The sequence below is a fragment of the Ruegeria sp. G12 genome, from assembly GCF_056533565.1.
Window position 1 is genome coordinate 55,454 of sequence record NZ_JBQFOO010000004.1, and the last position, 18,324, is coordinate 73,777.

Annotated in this window: 19 protein-coding genes; 9 read left to right on the forward strand and 10 right to left on the reverse strand. The window is 60.6% G+C overall.

Translation table 11 applies throughout. From position 1 onward, the window contains the following. The first annotated feature begins 63 nt into the window (after positions 1–63). From ACR0JN_RS10860 to ACR0JN_RS10870, 3 genes are read left to right on the forward strand one after another with little or no spacing between them, the layout of a single operon-like run. On the forward strand, positions 64–1,644 hold the full coding sequence (locus tag ACR0JN_RS10860; RefSeq protein ID WP_480885560.1) for an acyl CoA:acetate/3-ketoacid CoA transferase: 1,581 nt from the start codon (positions 64–66) through the stop codon (positions 1,642–1,644). Next, positions 1,644–2,408, forward strand: a complete 765-nt coding sequence (locus ACR0JN_RS10865; RefSeq protein ID WP_480885561.1) for an enoyl-CoA hydratase/isomerase family protein — start codon at positions 1,644–1,646, stop codon at positions 2,406–2,408. The genes ACR0JN_RS10860 and ACR0JN_RS10865 overlap by 1 nt, the downstream gene beginning before the upstream one ends. A 24-nt stretch (positions 2,409–2,432) precedes the next feature. Then, a complete protein-coding gene (locus tag ACR0JN_RS10870; protein ID WP_480885563.1) occupies positions 2,433–2,744 on the forward strand; it encodes a Dabb family protein in 312 nt (103 codons plus the stop codon). A 2-nt stretch (positions 2,745–2,746) separates the two neighbouring features. On the opposite strand, the gene ACR0JN_RS10875 is transcribed toward ACR0JN_RS10870, so the two are convergent. The 4 genes from ACR0JN_RS10875 to ACR0JN_RS10890 are packed head-to-tail and all read right to left on the reverse strand — an operon-like array spanning position 2,747 to position 6,681. Next, complete coding sequence (locus ACR0JN_RS10875; RefSeq protein WP_480885565.1) at positions 2,747–3,607, reverse strand: sugar phosphate isomerase/epimerase family protein; 861 nt, start codon at positions 3,605–3,607, stop codon at positions 2,747–2,749. A gap of 3 nt (positions 3,608–3,610) precedes the next feature. Continuing rightward, the gene (locus tag ACR0JN_RS10880; protein ID WP_480885566.1) at positions 3,611–4,759 is read right to left on the reverse strand and encodes a dihydrodipicolinate synthase family protein; all 1,149 of its coding nucleotides are present in this window, start codon (positions 4,757–4,759) and stop codon (positions 3,611–3,613) included. A gap of 9 nt (positions 4,760–4,768) precedes the next feature. Next, on the reverse strand, positions 4,769–5,539 hold the full coding sequence (locus ACR0JN_RS10885; protein WP_480885567.1) for a 3-ketoacyl-ACP reductase: 771 nt from the start codon (positions 5,537–5,539) through the stop codon (positions 4,769–4,771). Further along, positions 5,536–6,681: an acyl-CoA dehydrogenase family protein gene (locus tag ACR0JN_RS10890; protein ID WP_480885569.1), complete on the reverse strand. Its 1,146-nt coding sequence runs from the start codon at positions 6,679–6,681 to the stop codon at positions 5,536–5,538. The genes ACR0JN_RS10885 and ACR0JN_RS10890 overlap by 4 nt, the downstream gene beginning before the upstream one ends. A 157-nt stretch (positions 6,682–6,838) precedes the next feature. Here ACR0JN_RS10890 and ACR0JN_RS10895 point away from each other — a divergent pair, with 157 nt between their 5' ends. From ACR0JN_RS10895 to ACR0JN_RS10905, 3 genes are read left to right on the forward strand one after another with little or no spacing between them, the layout of a single operon-like run. Next, positions 6,839–7,855, forward strand: coding sequence for an aldo/keto reductase (locus ACR0JN_RS10895; protein WP_480885571.1), 1,017 nt, complete (start codon positions 6,839–6,841; stop codon positions 7,853–7,855). Beyond that, on the forward strand, positions 7,852–8,307 hold the full coding sequence (locus ACR0JN_RS10900; RefSeq protein ID WP_480885573.1) for a MaoC family dehydratase: 456 nt from the start codon (positions 7,852–7,854) through the stop codon (positions 8,305–8,307). Before ACR0JN_RS10895 ends, ACR0JN_RS10900 begins: the two co-directional genes overlap by 4 nt. Before the next feature lie 37 nt (positions 8,308–8,344). Beyond that, entirely contained in the window at positions 8,345–8,770 is a 426-nt protein-coding gene (locus tag ACR0JN_RS10905; RefSeq protein WP_480885574.1) for a GlcG/HbpS family heme-binding protein, read from the forward strand. A 9-nt stretch (positions 8,771–8,779) separates the two neighbouring features. Here ACR0JN_RS10905 and ACR0JN_RS10910 read toward each other — a convergent pair whose 3' ends face one another. From ACR0JN_RS10910 to ACR0JN_RS10925, 4 genes are read right to left on the reverse strand one after another with little or no spacing between them, the layout of a single operon-like run. Then, a complete protein-coding gene (locus ACR0JN_RS10910) occupies positions 8,780–10,000 on the reverse strand; it encodes an NAD(P)/FAD-dependent oxidoreductase (protein WP_480885576.1) in 1,221 nt (406 codons plus the stop codon). A 12-nt stretch (positions 10,001–10,012) separates the two neighbouring features. Further along, on the reverse strand, positions 10,013–11,248 hold the full coding sequence (locus tag ACR0JN_RS10915) for an NAD(P)-binding domain-containing protein (RefSeq protein ID WP_480885578.1): 1,236 nt from the start codon (positions 11,246–11,248) through the stop codon (positions 10,013–10,015). 60 nt (positions 11,249–11,308) lie between these two features. Further along, the gene (locus tag ACR0JN_RS10920; protein WP_480885580.1) at positions 11,309–11,509 is read right to left on the reverse strand and encodes a hypothetical protein; all 201 of its coding nucleotides are present in this window, start codon (positions 11,507–11,509) and stop codon (positions 11,309–11,311) included. Between the two features lie 37 nt (positions 11,510–11,546). Beyond that, positions 11,547–12,095: an OsmC family protein gene (locus ACR0JN_RS10925; RefSeq protein ID WP_480885582.1), complete on the reverse strand. Its 549-nt coding sequence runs from the start codon at positions 12,093–12,095 to the stop codon at positions 11,547–11,549. A 186-nt stretch (positions 12,096–12,281) separates the two neighbouring features. Between ACR0JN_RS10925 and ACR0JN_RS10930 the strand changes: the two genes are divergently transcribed. Continuing rightward, positions 12,282–13,460 carry an alpha/beta hydrolase gene (locus ACR0JN_RS10930; RefSeq protein WP_480885584.1) on the forward strand — a complete coding sequence of 393 codons (1,179 nt, stop codon included), beginning with the start codon at positions 12,282–12,284 and terminating at the stop codon, positions 13,458–13,460. On the opposite strand, the gene ACR0JN_RS10935 is transcribed toward ACR0JN_RS10930, so the two are convergent. After that, positions 13,457–14,986: a winged helix-turn-helix domain-containing protein gene (locus ACR0JN_RS10935; protein ID WP_480885585.1), complete on the reverse strand. Its 1,530-nt coding sequence runs from the start codon at positions 14,984–14,986 to the stop codon at positions 13,457–13,459. The genes ACR0JN_RS10930 and ACR0JN_RS10935 overlap by 4 nt on opposite strands. A 115-nt stretch (positions 14,987–15,101) precedes the next feature. Continuing rightward, positions 15,102–15,881 carry an IclR family transcriptional regulator gene (locus ACR0JN_RS10940; protein WP_480885587.1) on the reverse strand — a complete coding sequence of 260 codons (780 nt, stop codon included), beginning with the start codon at positions 15,879–15,881 and terminating at the stop codon, positions 15,102–15,104. A gap of 155 nt (positions 15,882–16,036) precedes the next feature. Here ACR0JN_RS10940 and ACR0JN_RS10945 point away from each other — a divergent pair, with 155 nt between their 5' ends. Then, the gene (locus ACR0JN_RS10945; RefSeq protein WP_480885589.1) at positions 16,037–17,359 is read left to right on the forward strand and encodes an extracellular solute-binding protein; all 1,323 of its coding nucleotides are present in this window, start codon (positions 16,037–16,039) and stop codon (positions 17,357–17,359) included. A 70-nt stretch (positions 17,360–17,429) separates the two neighbouring features. After that, complete coding sequence (locus ACR0JN_RS10950) at positions 17,430–18,323, forward strand: carbohydrate ABC transporter permease (protein ID WP_480534367.1); 894 nt, start codon at positions 17,430–17,432, stop codon at positions 18,321–18,323. The last annotated feature ends 1 nt before the right edge of the window (position 18,324 follow it).

Here is an 18,324-nt window from a genome sequence, read left to right on the forward strand (position 1 = left end):
TTGATTTCGATGGGCCTCCGAGGCATAAAGTTATAACCATTTAGTTACTTATGTGAGGATTGCATGGCCAGGCAAATGACGGCGCGCGAAGCAGCAAATCTTGTGCCTGACGGGGCGACTGTGGCGGTGAATTCGTCAAGCGGCCTGTGCTGTCCGGATGCGGTTCTCAAAGGTCTGGGTGAACGCTTTGACGACGAAGGCGCGCCACGCAATCTAACGACGATCCATCCTATCGCCGCTGGCGATATGTTCGGCACCAAAGGGGTGGATCATATCGCCAAGCCGGGGCTGCTGACCCGTATTATCGGGGGGTCGTACCCGTCCGGGCCCAGCAAGGCCGAGCCGCCGCTGGTCTGGCAGATGATCACGGCGGAACAGGTACGCGCGTATAACGTGCCGTCGGGCATTATCTTCGACATGCTGCGCGAAGCGGCTGCCAAGCGTCCGGGTGTTCTGACCAAGGTAGGGATGGACACATTCGTCGATCCCGAAATCGAAGGCTGTGCCATGAATGAAGCCGCGCGGGCTGAGCCCATCGTCAAGCGGATGGAGTTCGAAGGCGAAGATTGGCTCTACTTCAAATCCATGGCCCCAAACGTGGCCATCATCCGCGCGACCACGGCGGATGAGAAAGGCAACTTGAGCTTTGAACACGAAGGCGCCTATCTGGGCGCGATGGAAATGGCACTGGCCGCGCGCAACAATGGCGGTGTGGTGATCGCGCAGGCCAAACGCATTGCTGCCGCGGGCAGTATCCGTCCGCATGACGTGCATGTACCGGGGATTCTGGTTGACGCGATCGTCGAAGCCCCGGACCAGTTGCAGACCACGGCCACCGAATACGACCCGGCGATTTCAGGCGAACTGACCCGTCCGATCGAAAGTTTCCGCACGGCAGAATTCAACGTCGGCAAGGTAATCGCCCGTCGCGTGGCGCAAGAGTTGAAAGACGGTTGGGCTGTCAATATCGGCTTTGGCATCTCGGCCAACGTCCCCCGCATTCTGGTCGAGGAAGGCCTGCACGGCTCGGTCACGTGGATGATCGAACAGGGGGCCGTGGGCGGGGTTCCGTTGCTCGACTTCAAATTCGGCTGCTCGGCCAATGCCGAGGCGTTCGTGCCCTCGCCCCATCAGTTCTGCTATTTCCAAGCGGGTGGGTTCGACGCGTCGTTGCTGTCCTTCCTTGAGGTGGACAAAAACGGCTCGGTCAACGTCTCGCGCCTGTCCGCCATCCCGCACCGCACCGCCGGGGCTGGGGGGTTTGTCGATATCACTGCGCGGGCACGAAAGATCGTGTTTTCGGGCAATTTTAATGCCGGGGCCAAGATGGCGGTCGAAAACGGCCAACTCAAAATCCTGCAAGAGGGGAAGGTCGCTAAGTTTGTGGATGAGGTCGACCAGATTTCCTTCTCGGGCAAGCGCGCCAAGGCAACCGGGCAGGACGTGACCTATGTGACCGAGCGCTGCGTGATCAAACTGACCGATCAGGGGTTGATGGTCACGGAAATCGCGCCCGGCCTTGATCTGCAGCAGGACGTTCTGGATCAGGCGGCGACCCCGCTGTTGGTCTCGGATGCTCTGAGAGTGATGGACGCGGCCCTGTTCGATCCGGCGCTGATGGGCTTGAACCTGCCTGCCGCGTGATGGGTCATTTTCTGCTGGATATCACTGACGGCATCGCCCGTCTGACGGTCAACCGACCCGAACGGCTGAACGCCCTGACCGAGCCGATGATGGAGGATCTGATGACCCTTTGTCGTCAGATCGAACACGCCGAGGATGCCCATGTTGTGATCCTGACCGGGGCGGGCAAGGCGTTTTGTGCCGGCGGCGATATTGATGCCTGGGCGGCGCGGTCTCCGGACGGGTTCGGGCGGCACTGGTTGCGCGACGGCCATCAGGCACTGGACGCCTTGACGCGTTTGCGCCAGCCAGTGATCGCGGTTCTGAACGGTCATGTGTTGGGTGGCGGGCTGGAACTGGCGGCTTGCGCCGATTATCGCATTGCGGAATCGCATATCCGCATCGGGCAGCCGGAACCGGCGCTTGGTATCATTCCCGGCTGGTCCGGCACGCAGCGCACCGTGCGCCGGTTCGGCTCGCAACTGGTGCGGCGTATGGCAATCTTTGGCGAGCAGTTCTCGGCCGGTGACGCGCTCACGGTTGGGCTTGTGGATCAGGTTGCCGAACAAGGACATGGCGTTGCCGCAGCCGAAGAACTGGCCAATCGGATGCGCCATCGCGGGCCGGTTGCACTCGAATTGACCAAGATGCTGATCAACGCCGCCGAAGGCGAAGAGCGCGAGCGCGTGTTCGAGGCTCTGGCAGGCCGGGTGGCCGCGTCGCATAGCGAATTGCAGGTCGGTTTGGCTGCGTTCAAAGACCGCAAGAAAGCGGATTTCTGGTAATCACCTCGGGGAAGGACAAACGAAATGATACGTCATCTGGTGCATCTGCGCTTTGCAAGCGATGTCTCCGAGGCTGAAAAGTCGGCGCTTTACGCGGATCTGGAGGGATTGTCGGGCCATATCGACGGCATTCTCGATTTCCAGAGCCGCCGCAACGTGTCCGTTGAAACCGACCTTGTGCGCGATTTCAACGATATGTTCTGGTTCGACTTTCGCGACGCGGCGGTGCGGGACGCCTATCTGGTCGATCCAACCCATCAGGAGATTGGCGGGCGGATCGTCGCCAAAACCGTCGGTGGCCCGGACGGCGTTTTTGTCTGCGATATTGAGGTCTGAACCTAGCAGCAGGTTCTGAACCGGTCGACGATGACGTCCAGAACCTCGTTCGGATCGCGCTTCCACCAGTTTGCGGCTGAGAATACCTCAACCTCGCAAAGGCCGTCATAACCTGCGTTTTCCACGGTGGCGCGCAGGGCGTACAGGTCGGCGACGCCGTCGCCCATCATCCCCCGGTCCAAAAGAATGTCCGAGGTATCGGCCAGCCAGTCGCACAGGTGATAACCATAGATGCGCCCGTTGGCGCGGGTCGCTAAAGTCTCGGCCAGCGTCGTGTCCCACCAGACGTGATAGACATCAATCGCAACGCCCACGTTGTCGGCGCCCACTGCATCACAAACATTTAGCGCATCCGCAGCGGTCATCAGGCAGGTGCGATTGCCCGCGGTCGCGGGATTCAGCGGCTCCAGCGCCAGTTTCACTCCGCGCTCCGCCGCGTAAGGGGCAGCGCGGGCCACACGGTCGGCGAGGATTTTCTGGCTTTCCAGAACGCCCTTGGTGCCCGGTTCGGGGCCACCGGTCACGATGGTCAGAACCTCGGTTCCCAGCGCGGCGGTCTGGTCGATGGACAGGTGGAAATCGTCCATGATTTCCTGATCCGACGGCAGTGCCAGCGGGCCGGTCAGGAACGGTGTACGGCACAGGCCCACAACCTGCATCCCTGAAGCGCGGACGCGCTGGCCGATCTCGGCCTCACGCCCATCCAACTCGCGCCGCCAGAAGGTGATCCCGCCATAACCGCGCGCGGCGCAGGCGTCGATCACCTGCTCGGGCGACCAGCCCGCGCCGTGGCCGTCCAGATTATGGCCCAGCGTCGCTGTGTTCAGCGCAAGCGCGGAATGGTCGTTCGAGAAATCGCGCAAAGCTCAGACTCCGTAGAGTTTCAGCATATGCCCCATACGCTCAACCGCCAGATCGGGGTCGCGCAGCAGCCCGCATTCATCGGCCATTTTGAAGCAATCGGTGAAATAGGGCAGGGACCGCGTCGCCTGCGCGCCGTTCAGCATGATGAAATGGTCCTGAAATCCGTTCAGCCAGGCCAGAAACACGACCCCGGTTTTGTAATATTGAGTCGGCGCGCGGAAGATATGGCGGGCCAGCGGCACCGTCGGGTCCAGCGTATCGCGGAAAGTTTTGGCATCGCCGTCGCTCAGCTTACTGACCGCATAGGCCGCTGCCGGGGCAAGGGGGTCGAAGATTCCCAGCAGCGCGTGGGAATAGCCCTGTTCGTCGCCCTGGATCAGTTCGGGATAGTTGAAATCGTCGCCGGTATACATCCTGACGCCTTCGGGCAACCGGCGGCGCATGATGATTTCTTTCTCGGCATCGAGCAGCGAGATTTTGATCCCGTCCACCTTGTCCACATTTGCGGCAATGATCGCCAGTGCGGTTTCCAGCGCGTCGTCAAAGCTGTTGGCTCCCCAATATCCGGCAAGCTGCGGGTCGAACATCTCGCCCAGCCAGTGCAGGATGACGGGCTCATCGCAGGCGGCAAGCACGTCAGTGTAGACCGAGATGTAGTCATCCGGCCCGGTCGCCACTTTCGCCAGCGCGCGTGAGGCCATAAGGATGATCCGGCCCCCTAACTTCTGAATCGCCTCGACTTGCTCAAGATAGGCACGACGCACATCGTCCAGTGATTTCGCATCCGCGGGGTCCAGATGATCCGTGCCACAGCCATTGCCGACCAGAGCGTCCGGCAGCTCTTCCCGGGTGCGGCGGATCAGTTCCAGCGCACCGGTCCAATCCAACCCCATACCGCGTTGGGCAGTGTCCATCGCCTCGGCAATGCCCATGCCCATGCCCGCTAGATAGCGACGGAACTCCATGGTTTTGGCCCAGTCGATATGGGCCGGGCCGGTCGGGTCGTGATCGCCAAACGGGTCCGCCACCACATGGGCGGCGGAATACAGAACCCGGGCCGAGTTCGGCGTCAGCTTCGACGGGGCAACCGGCGTGCCGACCAGCGCGTAATCGTAGAGTTGTCCGGTGGTATCAGGCAGTCGGATTTTCATCGAAACACCTCAGAAACGGGGAACAAGCATTCCGGCATCCGCCGAGATGGCCTGGCCGGTTGTATAGGGAAGTTTGCCACTGGCCAGCGATGCGATGATTCGGCCCATATCCTCGGGCTCGCCCACGCGGGGGAACAAGGTCAGCCCGTCTTTGGCGCGCTGGTCATACATCTCGATCACCGGGGCGGTCATGTCGGTTGCGATCAGGCCGGGTTGGACGTCATACACCGCGATGTTTTCTTGCCCCAACCGCACAGCAAAGGTTTTCGAGATCATCGCTGCCGCCGCTTTCGAGGCACAGTATTCGGCGCGGGGGGTGGCAACCGCCACCGCGTTCGAGGACGTCACGTTAACGATGCTGTGAAACAGTCCGGTATCGCGGTCGCGGGCGATCAGCCGTTTGGCGAAAGCCTGAGACAGGAAGAACATCGCCTTGGTGTTCACGGCCATGCAGCGGTCATAGCTGGCCTCGGTGACTTCCAGCAGATCACCGCGCTGCATTACGCCGACGCCTGCATTGTTCACCAGCGTTGTCAGCGGGCCAATCTCGGCCTCGATCGCGGCCAGTTGGTCGTAATGCGCTGCGATATCCGAGACGTCAAAACCCGCTGCTACAGCAGGTACGCCAAGGGCGCGGATGGTATCCAGCGCGCCCTGCAACTCATCGTCCATCTGCGGGCCGTTTACGGCAATGGCAAAGCCTTCGCGCGCCAAAGCCACGGCAGCCGCAAGCCCGATCCCACGGGAAGACCCGGTAACAAGCGCAGCTTGGCGGCTCATGCGGCAGCTCCTTTCGACAACAGTTCTCGGGCGATGATCATGCGCTGAATCTGGTTGGTGCCTTCGTAAATCTGGGTGATTTTGGCGTCGCGGTACAGGCGCTCGACCTCGAACCCGCGAATATAGCCCGACCCGCCAAAAACCTGTACCGCGTCCGAGGATCGCTGCACCGCCATGTCCCCGGCAAAGCACTTGGCCATCGAACAGGCCTTGGTGGCATCCTGCCCGGTGTCGATTTTGTGGGCAGCAGAGTGAACCAGCAGACGGGCGGCCTCGACATCCTTGGCGATGTCAGCCAGCAGCCACTGGACGCCCTGAAAATCGGCAATGGGTTTGCTGAACTGCTTGCGCTGCTGAGCATAGTCCGTCGCGGCCTCGAGACCCGCCTGACCGATGCCGACCGCGAGCGCAGCGATGCCAGCGCGGCCCTTGTCCAGAACACTCATCATCATGTGAAACCCGCGCCCTTCAGCGCCCAGCAGGGCGTCGGCGGGCAGGCGCACATCGTCAAAGGACAACGGCCCGACCTGGCTGGCGCGTTGGCCCATCTTGATCTCTTTGGGACCGCGCGTGACGCCGTTGGCGTGCAGATCGACCATGAAAATCGACATGCCGCGATGCCCGGCCTTGGGGTCGGTACGGGCCAAAACAAAGCCCACATCCGCGACCGGCGCGTTGTGGATCCAGATCTTTCCGCCATTGAGAACCCATCCGTCGCCGTCCCGAACCGCCGTGGTGCGAATGCCCGAAACATCGGTGCCCGCCTCGGGTTCGGTGATGCAATAGGCCGGGCGCAGTTTGGCCGCCAGCAGATCACCCAGCCACTTGCCCTGCTGTTCCGGCGTGCCGTGGCGCACCAGCAGGGTCGTGACCAGTTCCAGCAAACCGCATTGATCTGCGATCGAGGCGTAACCGCGCGAGAGTTCCTCCATCACCAGCGCGTAGGTGACGGTGTCAAATCCCGGCCCGCCAAGCTCTTCTGGAACGCAGATGCCGAACAGGCCAAGCTCGGCCATTTGGTCATAGATTTCAGCGGGAAAGCGCGAGTCCCGATCCAGCTCTTCCGCCGCGGGGCGGATGACATCCTCGGCGAACTGACGGGTCATGTCACGAACCTGAATGTGGGTTTCCGTAAGGAACATCACTGCGCCTCTTGTTGTAACCAATCAGTTACTAATACGCGTCTCGGGGTTGGTCCGTCAAGTGGGTTGATCGGTTTCGGTATATGCTATAAATAACCAAATAGTTACTTAATGAACGCAAAATTTCGGCGATCCGGTTTGCATTTGGGAGGCTTGCATGAATCCGAACACACTGAACAAGTTTGGCCGGGTGGATTTAAACGTATCCGCCTTTGGCTTTGGCACCGCGCCGATTGGCAACATCTTTCGCGAGATTGACGAAGACACGTCCAACGCCATGATCCAGCACGCCTGGGATAAGGGCGTCCGGTATTTCGACACCGCCCCGATGTATGGCCACGGTCTGTCCGAGATGCGGACGGGGCACAGCCTGCGCTGGAAAGACCGCGATGACTTTATCCTGTCCTCCAAGGTGGGCCGCGTCCTGAAACCCGGACGTCGTCAGGACATCAACTTTGAGCCCTGGACCAACGCAGCCCCCTTCACCATGCATTTCGACTATAGCTATGACGGGATCATGCGCTCGTTCGAAGACAGCCTGCAGCGGATGGCTTTGGAGCATATGGATATCTGTTTCATCCACGACATCGACGTGTTTACCCGTGGCGATGAACAGCCCGAGGTGTTCAAACAGGCAATGGACGGAGCCTGGCAAGCGCTGGAAAGCCTGCGCGATCAGGGCGTTGTCAAAGCCATCGGTGTGGGCGTGAACGAGTGGGAGGTCTGCCACGCCGCGCTGGAACAGCGCGATTTCGACTGCTTCCTGCTGGCTGGCCGCTACACCCTGCTGGAACAGGACGCGCTGGATAAGTTCCTGCCCCTTTGCGAAGAACACGGCGCTGCGGTGGTTGTCGGTGGTGGCTTCAACTCGGGCATTCTGGCGACAGGGGCCAAGGAGGGGGCCAAGTACAACTACGCCCCGGCCCCTGCCGATATCATGGACAAGGTCCGTAAGATCGAGGCGGTCTGTGCAGACTACAACGTGCCCCTGCCAGCGGCAGCGCTGCAGTTTGTGGTCGCGCATCCGGCGGTGCCGACCTTCATGGCGGGGACTCGCACGGTTGAGCAACTTGATCAGAACCTGAACTGGTTCAGTCATGACATCCCGGCAGAGTTCTGGGCCGACCTGAAAGCCAAGGGTCTGCTGCGCGAAGACGCACCAGTTCCAGGATGAACGCAGTCCCACTGAGCGCAGGACTATACGGCTATCATGACCTGCAGGTCGGGGATGTGATGAAAACCGGGTCTGCCGAGATCACGGCAGACCTGATCGCTGGTTTTGCCGACCTGACCGGGGACAAATACGCGCTGCATCTGGATGATCAGGTCGCAAAGCAGCTTGGATACAAGGCCCGCGTGGCGCATGGGCTGCTGATCTTGTCGGTGGTCGACGGGTTGAAGTTTCAGTCCGAAGCGCGCCCGGATGGGCTTGCCTCCCTTGGGTGGAACTGGCGGTTCGAGCAGCCAGTTTTTGCCGGGGATACGATCCGGGCCGAACTGCATGTGGTGTCCAAACGCGAAACCTCGTCCGGTCGGCGCGGGATCATTTCCTTCCGGTTTGATGTCTTCAATCAGAAGGATAATAGGGTCCAGCAGGGCACGAATGAGCTGATTTTCGATCTTTGACCACCGCGCCGCAACAGTTTGAGACTATGAGGACGAGATGTCTGTTTCCTTAACCAAACGTTTCATAACGCATGCCTCGGCCAATATCGCGGTTCAGGCGGCTTTAAGTCACGCCGCCGAAAATGGCTGGCAGGTTTCGGCTGTGGTCGTGAACCCCAGCGGTCACATGGTTGCCGCAGGGCGTATGGACGACACGCCCGCCGCAGTCTCGGACTTCGCCATGGACAAAGCCCGAACCGCCGTGTTGGGCAAAACCACCCGTGCCTTTGCCGAGCGGATGCTGTCAAACCCTGCGTTGCAGCTTGGGTTGGCGAACCGCCCCGAGTTGTGCGCCTGGGACGGCGGGATGCCCATATTAGAAAACGGCACCCTGATCGGCGCGATTGGCGTGTCCGGTGCCGCTGGCCCCGACGATATCAAATGCGCCGAGGCCGGGCTTCGGGCAATTGGCCTCGGTGTGTGACACGCTTGATCACGGTCGTACGCTGCGCGCGTAGCAGGGCGTCCCTAGACCCTGAGCAATTGCCGGAAGCATGGGGTCGGCTGCGCGCTCAGATGTGTCGAGAGACCCGACCAGATGGGCAAATTCAGCCTTCATCTCGGCATTCAGGTGCATGTGCAGGGTCTTTAACTGGTCCAGAGTCCAGTCAAAGGACGCAATCTTTGCCGTGAGGCTGAATAGCTTTGCCGAAAGATCGTCGCGCGTGCGCTGATAGTCGGACAGATCGCCGAACCCCTGCGCCAAAGCGGTTTCTGCAAGGAAATGTGCGTCCCGCAGGGCGTCGGTAATGCCATGGGCGGTCAGCGGATCTTTGAAGTATCCTGCATCTCCGACCAAGGCCCATCCTTCGCCCGCGCATTGGCGCATATGGCCCGGCGCGCCCGGAAAACGTCTGGGTTTGTCGGCGAATGATCTTTGATCCAATTGATCTGCCACATCACTATCCCACCGCCGTAATTGATCGCGCAACGTGGTGCAGATGTCCGCACCGAAGCGTTCCTTGAAGTCCTCGGGCCGGCAGGCGGCGAACAAGCAATGCTGACCATCGGTCGTGGGGATCAGGCCCGCCGCAACACTATGGTCGTGGAACCAGCGGTATCCGGCATTTGGAAGCCCCTCGACATAGGCGTAAGCGCAGGCCGAGCGGGTGTTGGACCGGGTCATATTCCGGGCACCCACCAGTTTGGCGAGGGTCGAATTTCGGCCATCCGCTCCAACCACCAGATCGGCGTTGACCTGATAGGTTTTGCCATCGCGGCCCATAAGAATTGCACCGGTCACCCGGTTGTCGTTGTTATGAACAACGTCGCAACAGACGGTTCCGGTCCGGAACTCAACACCGGCCTTCTGCGCGGCATCGCCCAGGGTCTTGTCCAGCAGCCAGCGGCGGGGCGCAAAAAGCCCCTCATATCCGATGTCGGGTCTGACCGGGATATCGAAAACCTCATCGCCATAGACAAATTGTGTCGTGATCACTGCCGGGGTCGAGGCTTTGATCCGGTCGAGCACCCCCCAATGCGCCAGCAGGTGAACCGCCGGGCGCATCAGCGCATGGGTCGACAACGTGTCCCCGATCTCGGCTTCGCGATCCACCAAAAGGACGCGCGCGCCGCCGCGTGCCAACAGCATGGCGGTTGAGGCCCCGGCCACGCGGGCACCGATTACAATTGCGTCAAATCTCTGCGGTTGCATAACAGGCTCCTTTCATGCGGCCAAAGGTTGGTTGAGTTGACAGGTGATCTGACGGGCCAGCGCCTTTGCGTCGCGCGCCGCGCCGTCGATATGTACTGACCGGCTGGTGCGCAGGAACGGCAGGCCCATCACATACAGGCCGGGTTCGACAATCCCACCGTGGTGTTGGATACGGCCTTTGCGGTCGAAGACGGGCATCTGGACAAAGCGATGATCGGGATTGAACCCGGTCGCCCAGATCACGGTGTCGAATTCGGACAGATCAATGCTGAGACGCGGATCGGAGGGGATTGAAATCGGTGCAAAGCGCTCAGCCGGTGCAACAAGATCGTCGAACCCGTGGTCACTGACCCAGTGATCTACCCGGTCCAGCAGCCGGTTCATTTTCAGATCGGCGGAGGACACCGCATTGAACAAGCCGCCCGAAAACAGCGCCTTGCCGTCGCGGATATCCATCATCCGACCGACCAGTTCGACGTCCCGCGCCTGCAGAATGTCCAGATTCAGGTCGGCGCGTTCAGGCGTTCCGATCAGCGGCAGCGAGGGCGTACGGCGCACCCGGTCCAGATCGTCGACCTTGGTGAAAGGCTCATCAAACACGCGAGCCAGATGCATCCACTGCAGAATGTCGGCCCCGCGATAGCTGCGCGGCAAACGCCCATGACTGCCAACGGCCAGAGTGACTTTGCGACCCGACCACGCCAGCTCCTGCGCGATCTGCAGGCCAGAGGCCGAGGCCCCGACCACCAGCACACCTCCCGCGCGCAACTCCAATGGACTGCGGTAGGAGATCGGTGAGAACTGTTCGATGCGATGAGGCAGGGCATTGGCAAAACCGGGAACCTTGGGCCGCGCGCAGGCACCGGTTGCGATGACCACGGATTGGCAGCGGATCGGCCCCCGGGGTGTCTCGGCAAGGTACCCGTCGCCCAACCGCGTCAGGGCGCTCACAGTCGTATTGGGCAGCAAGGGCGGGGCGTTGCGTGACACCCATTTGGCGATTTCACCGGCAAAGGTCTTGGCGGTGGCAAACTCGTCAGGATCGCCGGGGCCGAGCCTCTGACCCGGCAGCGTGTTCATCCAGTTGGGTGTCAGCAGGCGCAGCGAATCCCAGCGACGGCTGTGCCAGCTTTCCCCGGCGCGCCCGGTATCCAGAACAAGGTGGTCAATCGAGCGTTTGCTCAGTTCAAAACTCATGGCAAGGCCGCACTGGCCCGCCCCGATGATCAGGGTGGTTGTCGAAAGCATCTTGGGCCTCAGGGGCAAAGGGTTTGAAATGGAGGACCCCGAAGCGCGGGGTCCGAAGATTTACAAGGGAAAGCGACCGCCGCGATGGGCCAAGGTCGAGGCTGCCTCGCGCATCTCGCGATACTGGTTCTGGCCGATATCGGTCAGCATCCGGTCACACAGCACGTTTGCGGGTCTGCGGGCCATGCGCGGGCGAGAGACTGTATTGATGAATGCGGCAAGGCCAGCGGCGATTTCTGAAAAAGCGGCGATCGTAAACATAATGAAATTCCTTTTTGCGGCATTGATTGGGGTGCTGTCAGGTGACAGACACCCGCACGTTTCCGGGGTTGGTGATGATGTCGAAAACGGCCGAGCGTTTCTGGCTTTGCGCCACAACAGCGGCGATTTCGTCCGGCGTGGCGTCGGCGTCAATATCGAAGGCTACGCGGATGCCTTTGAAGCCGTTGCGCACATCCGGGTCGATCCCGAGGATACCGTGCAGGCTCATGTCGCCCTCGACCTTTGCCACAACCGATCGCAACTGGATGCCCCGATTCTGCGCGACCGAGGCCACGCCTGCGCACAGGCAGCTTGCCAGCGCCGATAGGACGATCTCGACCGGGGTCGCGCCGCGATCCTCGGCGGCGAAACAGGCCGGGTGGTCGGCGTCAAAGGTAAAGGTCTCGGCATGTTCATGCTCTTCGCCAAGGCCAAAGAACCCTTTAACGGTTGATCGGCTGTGTACCCCGTTCATCCATTCGCATTCCGCGCGCCACGTGAAATCGGCGGCTGCGGGCATGTCGGTCAGCGCTTCGCGAGCCCCCATCAGGGCTTCGACATTCACGCCGTTGTCTGCGGGTGTCATTTGCTGTGTCATGTTCATCTTACTCTCCAATCTGGTTTGGGCTTGATCGCCCTGTGCTCAACGGCTTACCGGCCCTGGGGTGGCGAAGCTTGAGGAAGATCTTGGGGTTTCTTGGGGATTTCTTGGGGAAGCGCAGAAAAAGCGCCCTCAGATGACAAATCCAGCCCACGCCGCTAGGCTTGCGGCATGAATTACAGTTTTGGTGAGTTCACCCTCGATACCGCTGGGTTAGAGTTGCGCGCAGATGGCGCGCCGGTTTCCGTCGAGCCCAAGGTGCTGGAAATCCTGATTTATCTGGTCGAAAACCGCGACCGTGTGGTCACGCGGGATGAGCTTATCGATACGATCTGGGAAGGGCGCTTCATCTCGGACGCGGCTGTGTCTTCGGCAATTTACGCCGTGCGCAATGCTGTTGGCGACAGCGGGTCAACGCAGAACATGGTCAAGACGATCCATGGCCGTGGCTTTCGCTTTGTTGCCTCTACCGTGGAAAGCGGCGCGAGGCCTGTTGCGGAAACGGACGAAAAGCCCGAGCAGGATATCTATTTTTGCCACAGCAAGGACGGGACACGCATTGCCTATTCCATCGCCGGAGAAGGTCCGCCGCTGATCAAGACCTCGCACTGGCTGACCCATGTGGAACTGGACTGGAACAGCCCGGTCTGGAGACATGTTCATCGGCATTTCGCCCAGACCCATCAGCTTATCCGCTACGACCCGCGTGGCAACGGGCTGAGCGAATGGGATGTTGAAGATTTCTCGCTGGAGCGTCAGGTCGAGGATCTGGAAGCGGTCGCCAATGCCGTTGGCCTCGACCGGTTTCCGATACTGGGGATTTCGCAGGCGGCGGCGGTGAGCGTCGCCTATTGCGTCAAGAACCCGGATCGCGTCTCAAGGATGGCGTTTTACGCAGGCTATGCTTGCGGGTGGCGGCATCATGGCACCGAAAAGCGGATCAAGGCGACCGAGGCTGCGATTGCCCTGATCGAAAGCGTCTGGGGCGGTGCGGGCGCTGTGCAGCAGATGTTCAGCGGCACATTCATGCCCAATGCGCCGCCGGAATATCTGAAATGGTTCAGCGAGTTGCAGGCGCAGTCATCGAACGGGCGCAACGCGGCAAAGCTTCTCGCAGCGATCGGGGACGTGGATGTGCGCGGCATTCTGGGTCAGGTCCAGGTGCCCACTCTGGTTCTGCACGCGCGCGATGACAATGCCATCAGTTTCCGGCAGGGGCAGGCACTGGCTGCGGGCATTCCGGGGGCCAGATTTGTGCCGCTGGAAACCTCCAACCACATTCTGCCCGAGACAGACCCCGCGTGGCAGCGCTGCAGTCGTTTGATTACCGAGTTTCTTCTGGAGGATTAGGATGCGCTGTGTGCGCGAATAGCCTCGACCAGCGGGGACAGGTGCATCTGAATCTCTTTGCCGACGACCGCCCGGATTTCCGTGTCGGACAGATCAGGTCTGATCCCGAAAGCCGAGGTCAGCGCCGATTGCGCCATCCCCAAGTCTTTGCAGACCACCCCGGTCGCGGCCAGAACGACACGTGGGATGTGATTGCGGTGGTCTGCATCGCAGGCCTTTGTGGCCTCGGTGCGCGCTTTTTCCACGTCACCGCTCAGCAGGGCTGCCGTTGCGAGTGCTGCACCCCAGACCGCGCGGCGCGGGTCCATTGGGCTGACGCGGATGCCGTCTTCGAGTTCGCGCACCGCTTCAGGGAAGTTCCCGGCCAGCAGATGCGCGGCCCCAAGCGCCGTTCGCGCCTGTGCGTTGTCCGGGTTCAAATCAAGCGCCGTGCGCAGGATCGGCAATGCCCGGTCGCGGTCTCCGATGTCGGCAAGCGCACAGCCGCTCATGCCCAGAATGGTCGAATCCATCCCGTCAATATCCATCGCGGTATCCACCAGGGCGTTCACGCGGTCAAACAATGCCTCGCGCTCACCCAGAATGCCCACGCGATGCCCGATGCCCAGAACCAGAGCCAGATAGGCATGGGCCAGCGCCAGATCAGGCTGCAACCCGATAGCGCGTTCCAGCAACTGCCGGGCATCCTCGAACGACGCGCGGTTCCATCCTTTCAGGGACAGAACGCCGATGGCTTCGAGTGTCAGAGCAGGCGCGGACCCTTCGGCGGTTGCGGTGCTGAGGTCCTTCATCATCGCCCGAACCAGTTGGGGTTCCAGCACTGGCAGCACCGCGTTCAGCAACCCCTCGCTGATATCCTCACCGCGCGCCTGTTCGATCCGCCGGGCCCAGAGGTGATGGCCGCTGGCCACGTCAATCAACTGGAAATTCGCCCGAACCCCGGCGGGGGTTTCCTGCAGACTGCCCTCCAGCATGTACCAGACGCCAAACCGGTCGCGGACGGTGGAAAGGTCGATCGGGCTGTCCTTCATCGCAAAGCTGGCGGCGCGAGAGATGATCGACAGAAACGGCACGCGGGTCACCACGGTCGTCAACATCTCGACCAGACCATCGGCAACCCCCTGCAGATCCGGAGAGTCGCCGAAAACCTGCATCGGCAGAATGAGTAGCGAGGGAAGGTCCGAGACCCCCGCAGACACGGGGCGCGAAACGGTGGGCGTCTGGTCTTCGACCTGACCGACAAACCGAAACCCGCGCCCGTGCACCGTTTTGATCAGGGCCTGGGTTTTCCCATCATCCCCAACGGCCCGCCGCGCGCTTTTCAAACAGGTAGACACAGCGGCGTCCGACACAGCGCGACCGTCCCAGAGTTTTTCGATGATCTCATCCCGGTCGATGACCCGGTCACGGCTTTCAATCAACAAACACACCAATTCAAGCGCACGCGGTTCGACATGCACGGGCCGTCCGGACTGGCGAAGCTCGAACTGGTCAACATCAAGCTCAAAGTCGTCGAAACGATACATTCGTATCTCCGTCGCGGTGATCCCGACCGTTTTACATAACGTCAGCCCGGCGTGGGAACGTGGCTTCGGGGAAGGCTAGTCAATCCGCAGGGGTGACTCAAGTCAACCCCGCCGATCATCCCTGTCGGCCCGCGTAGAAATCCGTCAGATAATCCGCCAGCGCCTTGTACATCTCGTGCACCTCTTCGAGGCCCGGAACCTCGAACTGATCGATCCGTTCCAGGAAGGGGCAATTCACCACACTGATCGCGCGGCCTTCGTGGTCCAGCACAGGGTAGGCCAGGTTGGTGACCCCGACGGCGGTGGCCGAAGGCATTCGTTCGTACCCCCAGTCGCGAATGCGGGCAACATGTTCCCTGAACTCGACAGGGTCCAGTTCCGGCTCGCCTTGTGCCAGCCGGTGTTTGTCCAGCAGTTCATCCAGATCGGCGTCGCTGCGAAAAGCTGCCAGAACGCGGCCGGTTCCGGTGTTGCCCAGACCGATCACCGTGCCAACCCGCAGGGCAAGCCCCCAGTTGCCGGGCGAGGCGACCGAGGCAACCACAACGATGTCCCCGTTGCTTTCCATGCCCATGTGACAGGATTGCCATGCCTTTCGGGTGACAGCGCGCATCTTTGACGCCGAAAGCTCGAGCAAGCGTTCGATAGGGGGGTGGCGCTGCGAGATCGCAAACATCTTCAGGGTCAGCGAATACAGATCATCCTCGGACGAGCGCATGACATAACCGCGCCGGACCAGCGTGGTCAGCATACGGTAAATCTCGCTTTGGGAGCGATCCAGCGCGCGCGCGATATCGCCCTGCGCCAGCCCGTCGGCGTGCTGCGACAGAAGCTCGATTATGTCCAGACCCTTTTCCAGCGCGGGGGCGCGGTACTTCTCGGTGGTTGCCGTCAATCTATCCTCCCAAACCGTTTGCATCCGGTTTCCTGAAATCGTGGCTCAAGATGCCAGGTAAAGTCAATGTTGATTTAATAGTGAATAAATGTTTTAAATACAAATGCAGGCGGTCCGGGAGAATCGTCAAAAATGCAGCCAGGGAGAAGAGACTTATGAAATCATCCAAAATAATCAGTGGTTTGCTTGCCAGCGGCGCGATGGTGGCTGCAGGGGCCGCGAGCGCCGAATCGGATTGGGGATCGTTCCCTGACATCGTCGTCGAAGCCAAACTGATCGGCGGACAACAGTATGAAGGCCTCTATGGTCGCATCGCTGAGTGGGAAGAAGCCACTGGGGCGAAGGTCGATATCATCTCGAAGAAAAGCCACTTTGAGATCGACAAGGAAATTAAATCGGACATGGCCGCAGGCACGACCTCGTGGTGTGTTGGCTCGAACCACTCGTCCTTTGCGCCGCAGTATGAAGGCCTATACGTTGATCTGAACGGGCTGGTCCCGGCAGAGACCGTTGCTGAATTCGTGCCGGGCAACATCGGCGCATCGACCGTGAACGGCGAGCTTCTGATGCTGCCGCGCGCGCAGTTCGACGTCTCGGTCCTTTATTACCTCAAGTCGAACTATGAAGACGCCGAAAAGGCCGCTCAGTTCAAAGAGAAATATGGGTATGATCTGGCCGTTCCCGAAACATGGGAGCAGGTGAAGGATCAGGCGATCTTCTTTGCAGATCCGCCGAACTTCTATGGCACACAATATGCAGGCAAGGACGAGGCCATCGTTGGCCGGTTCTACGAGATGGTCGTGGCCGAAGGTGGCAACTATCTGGACGAAAACAAAAAACCCATCTTCAACTCGGACGCGGGCCAGCGCGCATTGCAGTGGTTCGTTGACCTCTATGAGGCGCAAGCGGTTCCTGCAGGAACCACGTCCTATGTATGGGACGATCTGGGTCAGGGCTTTGCCAGCGGCACGGTCGCGCTGAACCTGGATTGGCCGGGCTGGGCCGGGTTCTTCAACGATCCTGAATCCTCCAAAGCCGCCGGCAATGTCGGCGTGGCGATCCAGCCGATGGGGTCGGTCACACGTACCGGCTGGTCGGGCCATCACGGTTTCTCGGTCACCAATGACTGCGAAAACAAAGAGGCCGCCGTCTCGCTTGTAAAATTCCTGACCAGCGAAGACAGCCAGCTGGCTGAATCCTCGGGCGGTTCGCTGCCGACCCGCAGCGCCGTCTGGGAAGCCAACGTGGCCGCAGCGCAAGCCGGTGACGATCCGTTCCGCGCCGAAGCTCTGGCTGCCTTTGCCGCCGGTGCCGAATACGCCTTCGCGGTTCCGCCGATCCCGGAATGGGGTGAGACCACCAATATCGTCTTCCCCGAACTGCAGGCCGCCATCGTCGGTGACAAATCCGTCGAGGACGCGCTGAATGACGCCGCCGAGGCGGTGGACGAGCTGATGCGCGAGTCCGGTTACTACTAAGGGCTCCTCCGGCCCAAGCGGGGGTGGCTGACACCCCCGCACCCTTCTACTCAATCCAAGGAAAGACGTTATGCGCCGCCGCTTACCGGAGTGGTTTGTCCTTCTGTTGCCTGCTTTCATCATCATGGCAGCCGTTGTTCTGATCCCGCTCCTCTTCTCGCTGTATTCCAGCTTTACCCCCTACAAGCTGACGCGCCCGTCGTCGCTGTGGCGCTGGATTGGCACGGCGAACTACGAAAAAATCCTTGGAGACTGGAAGTTCTGGTCCGCCTTTGGCCGTACCGTTCTGTTCCTGACCATCGCGCTGAACCTGGAACTGCTGCTGGGGCTGGGCATCGCGCTGATGATGAACAAGGTCACATGGGGTCAGCGTACCCTGCGCACGATCCTGATGTTCCCGATGATGTTCTCACCCATTCTGGTGGGCTTTCAGTTCAAGTTCATCTTCAACGACAACATCGGACTGGTGAACAATGTGCTGCAATCGCTGGGCTTCACCGATGCCGCGCTGCCATGGCTGGTGGATGGCAAGCTGGCGATGTTCTCGATCATCTTCGCCGAGGTCTGGATGAGCACATCGGTCTTTGCCATCCTGATCCTTGCCGGTCTGTTCGCCATGCCGCGTGACCCGCTTGAGGCCGCCAAGGTCGATGGTTGCACCGCATGGCAGACCTTCCGCCATATCACGCTGCCCTTCCTGATGCCGTTCATCTATATCGCAATGACCATCCGCTCGCTGGACGTGGCACGGGCCTATGACATCGTGCAGATCATGACCGGTGGTGGGCCTGCCCGCCGGACCGAGCTGTTGTGGACGCTGATGAGCCGCACCGGCTATGTCGACGCCCGCATGGGGCTGGCCAATGCGATGGGCTATGTCTCGATCCTGCTGTCGATTGCCTTCACCATCTACTTCTTCCGCAAACTCAGCGCCGCGCGCGCCGAGCTGGGCATGGGGGGCTAAG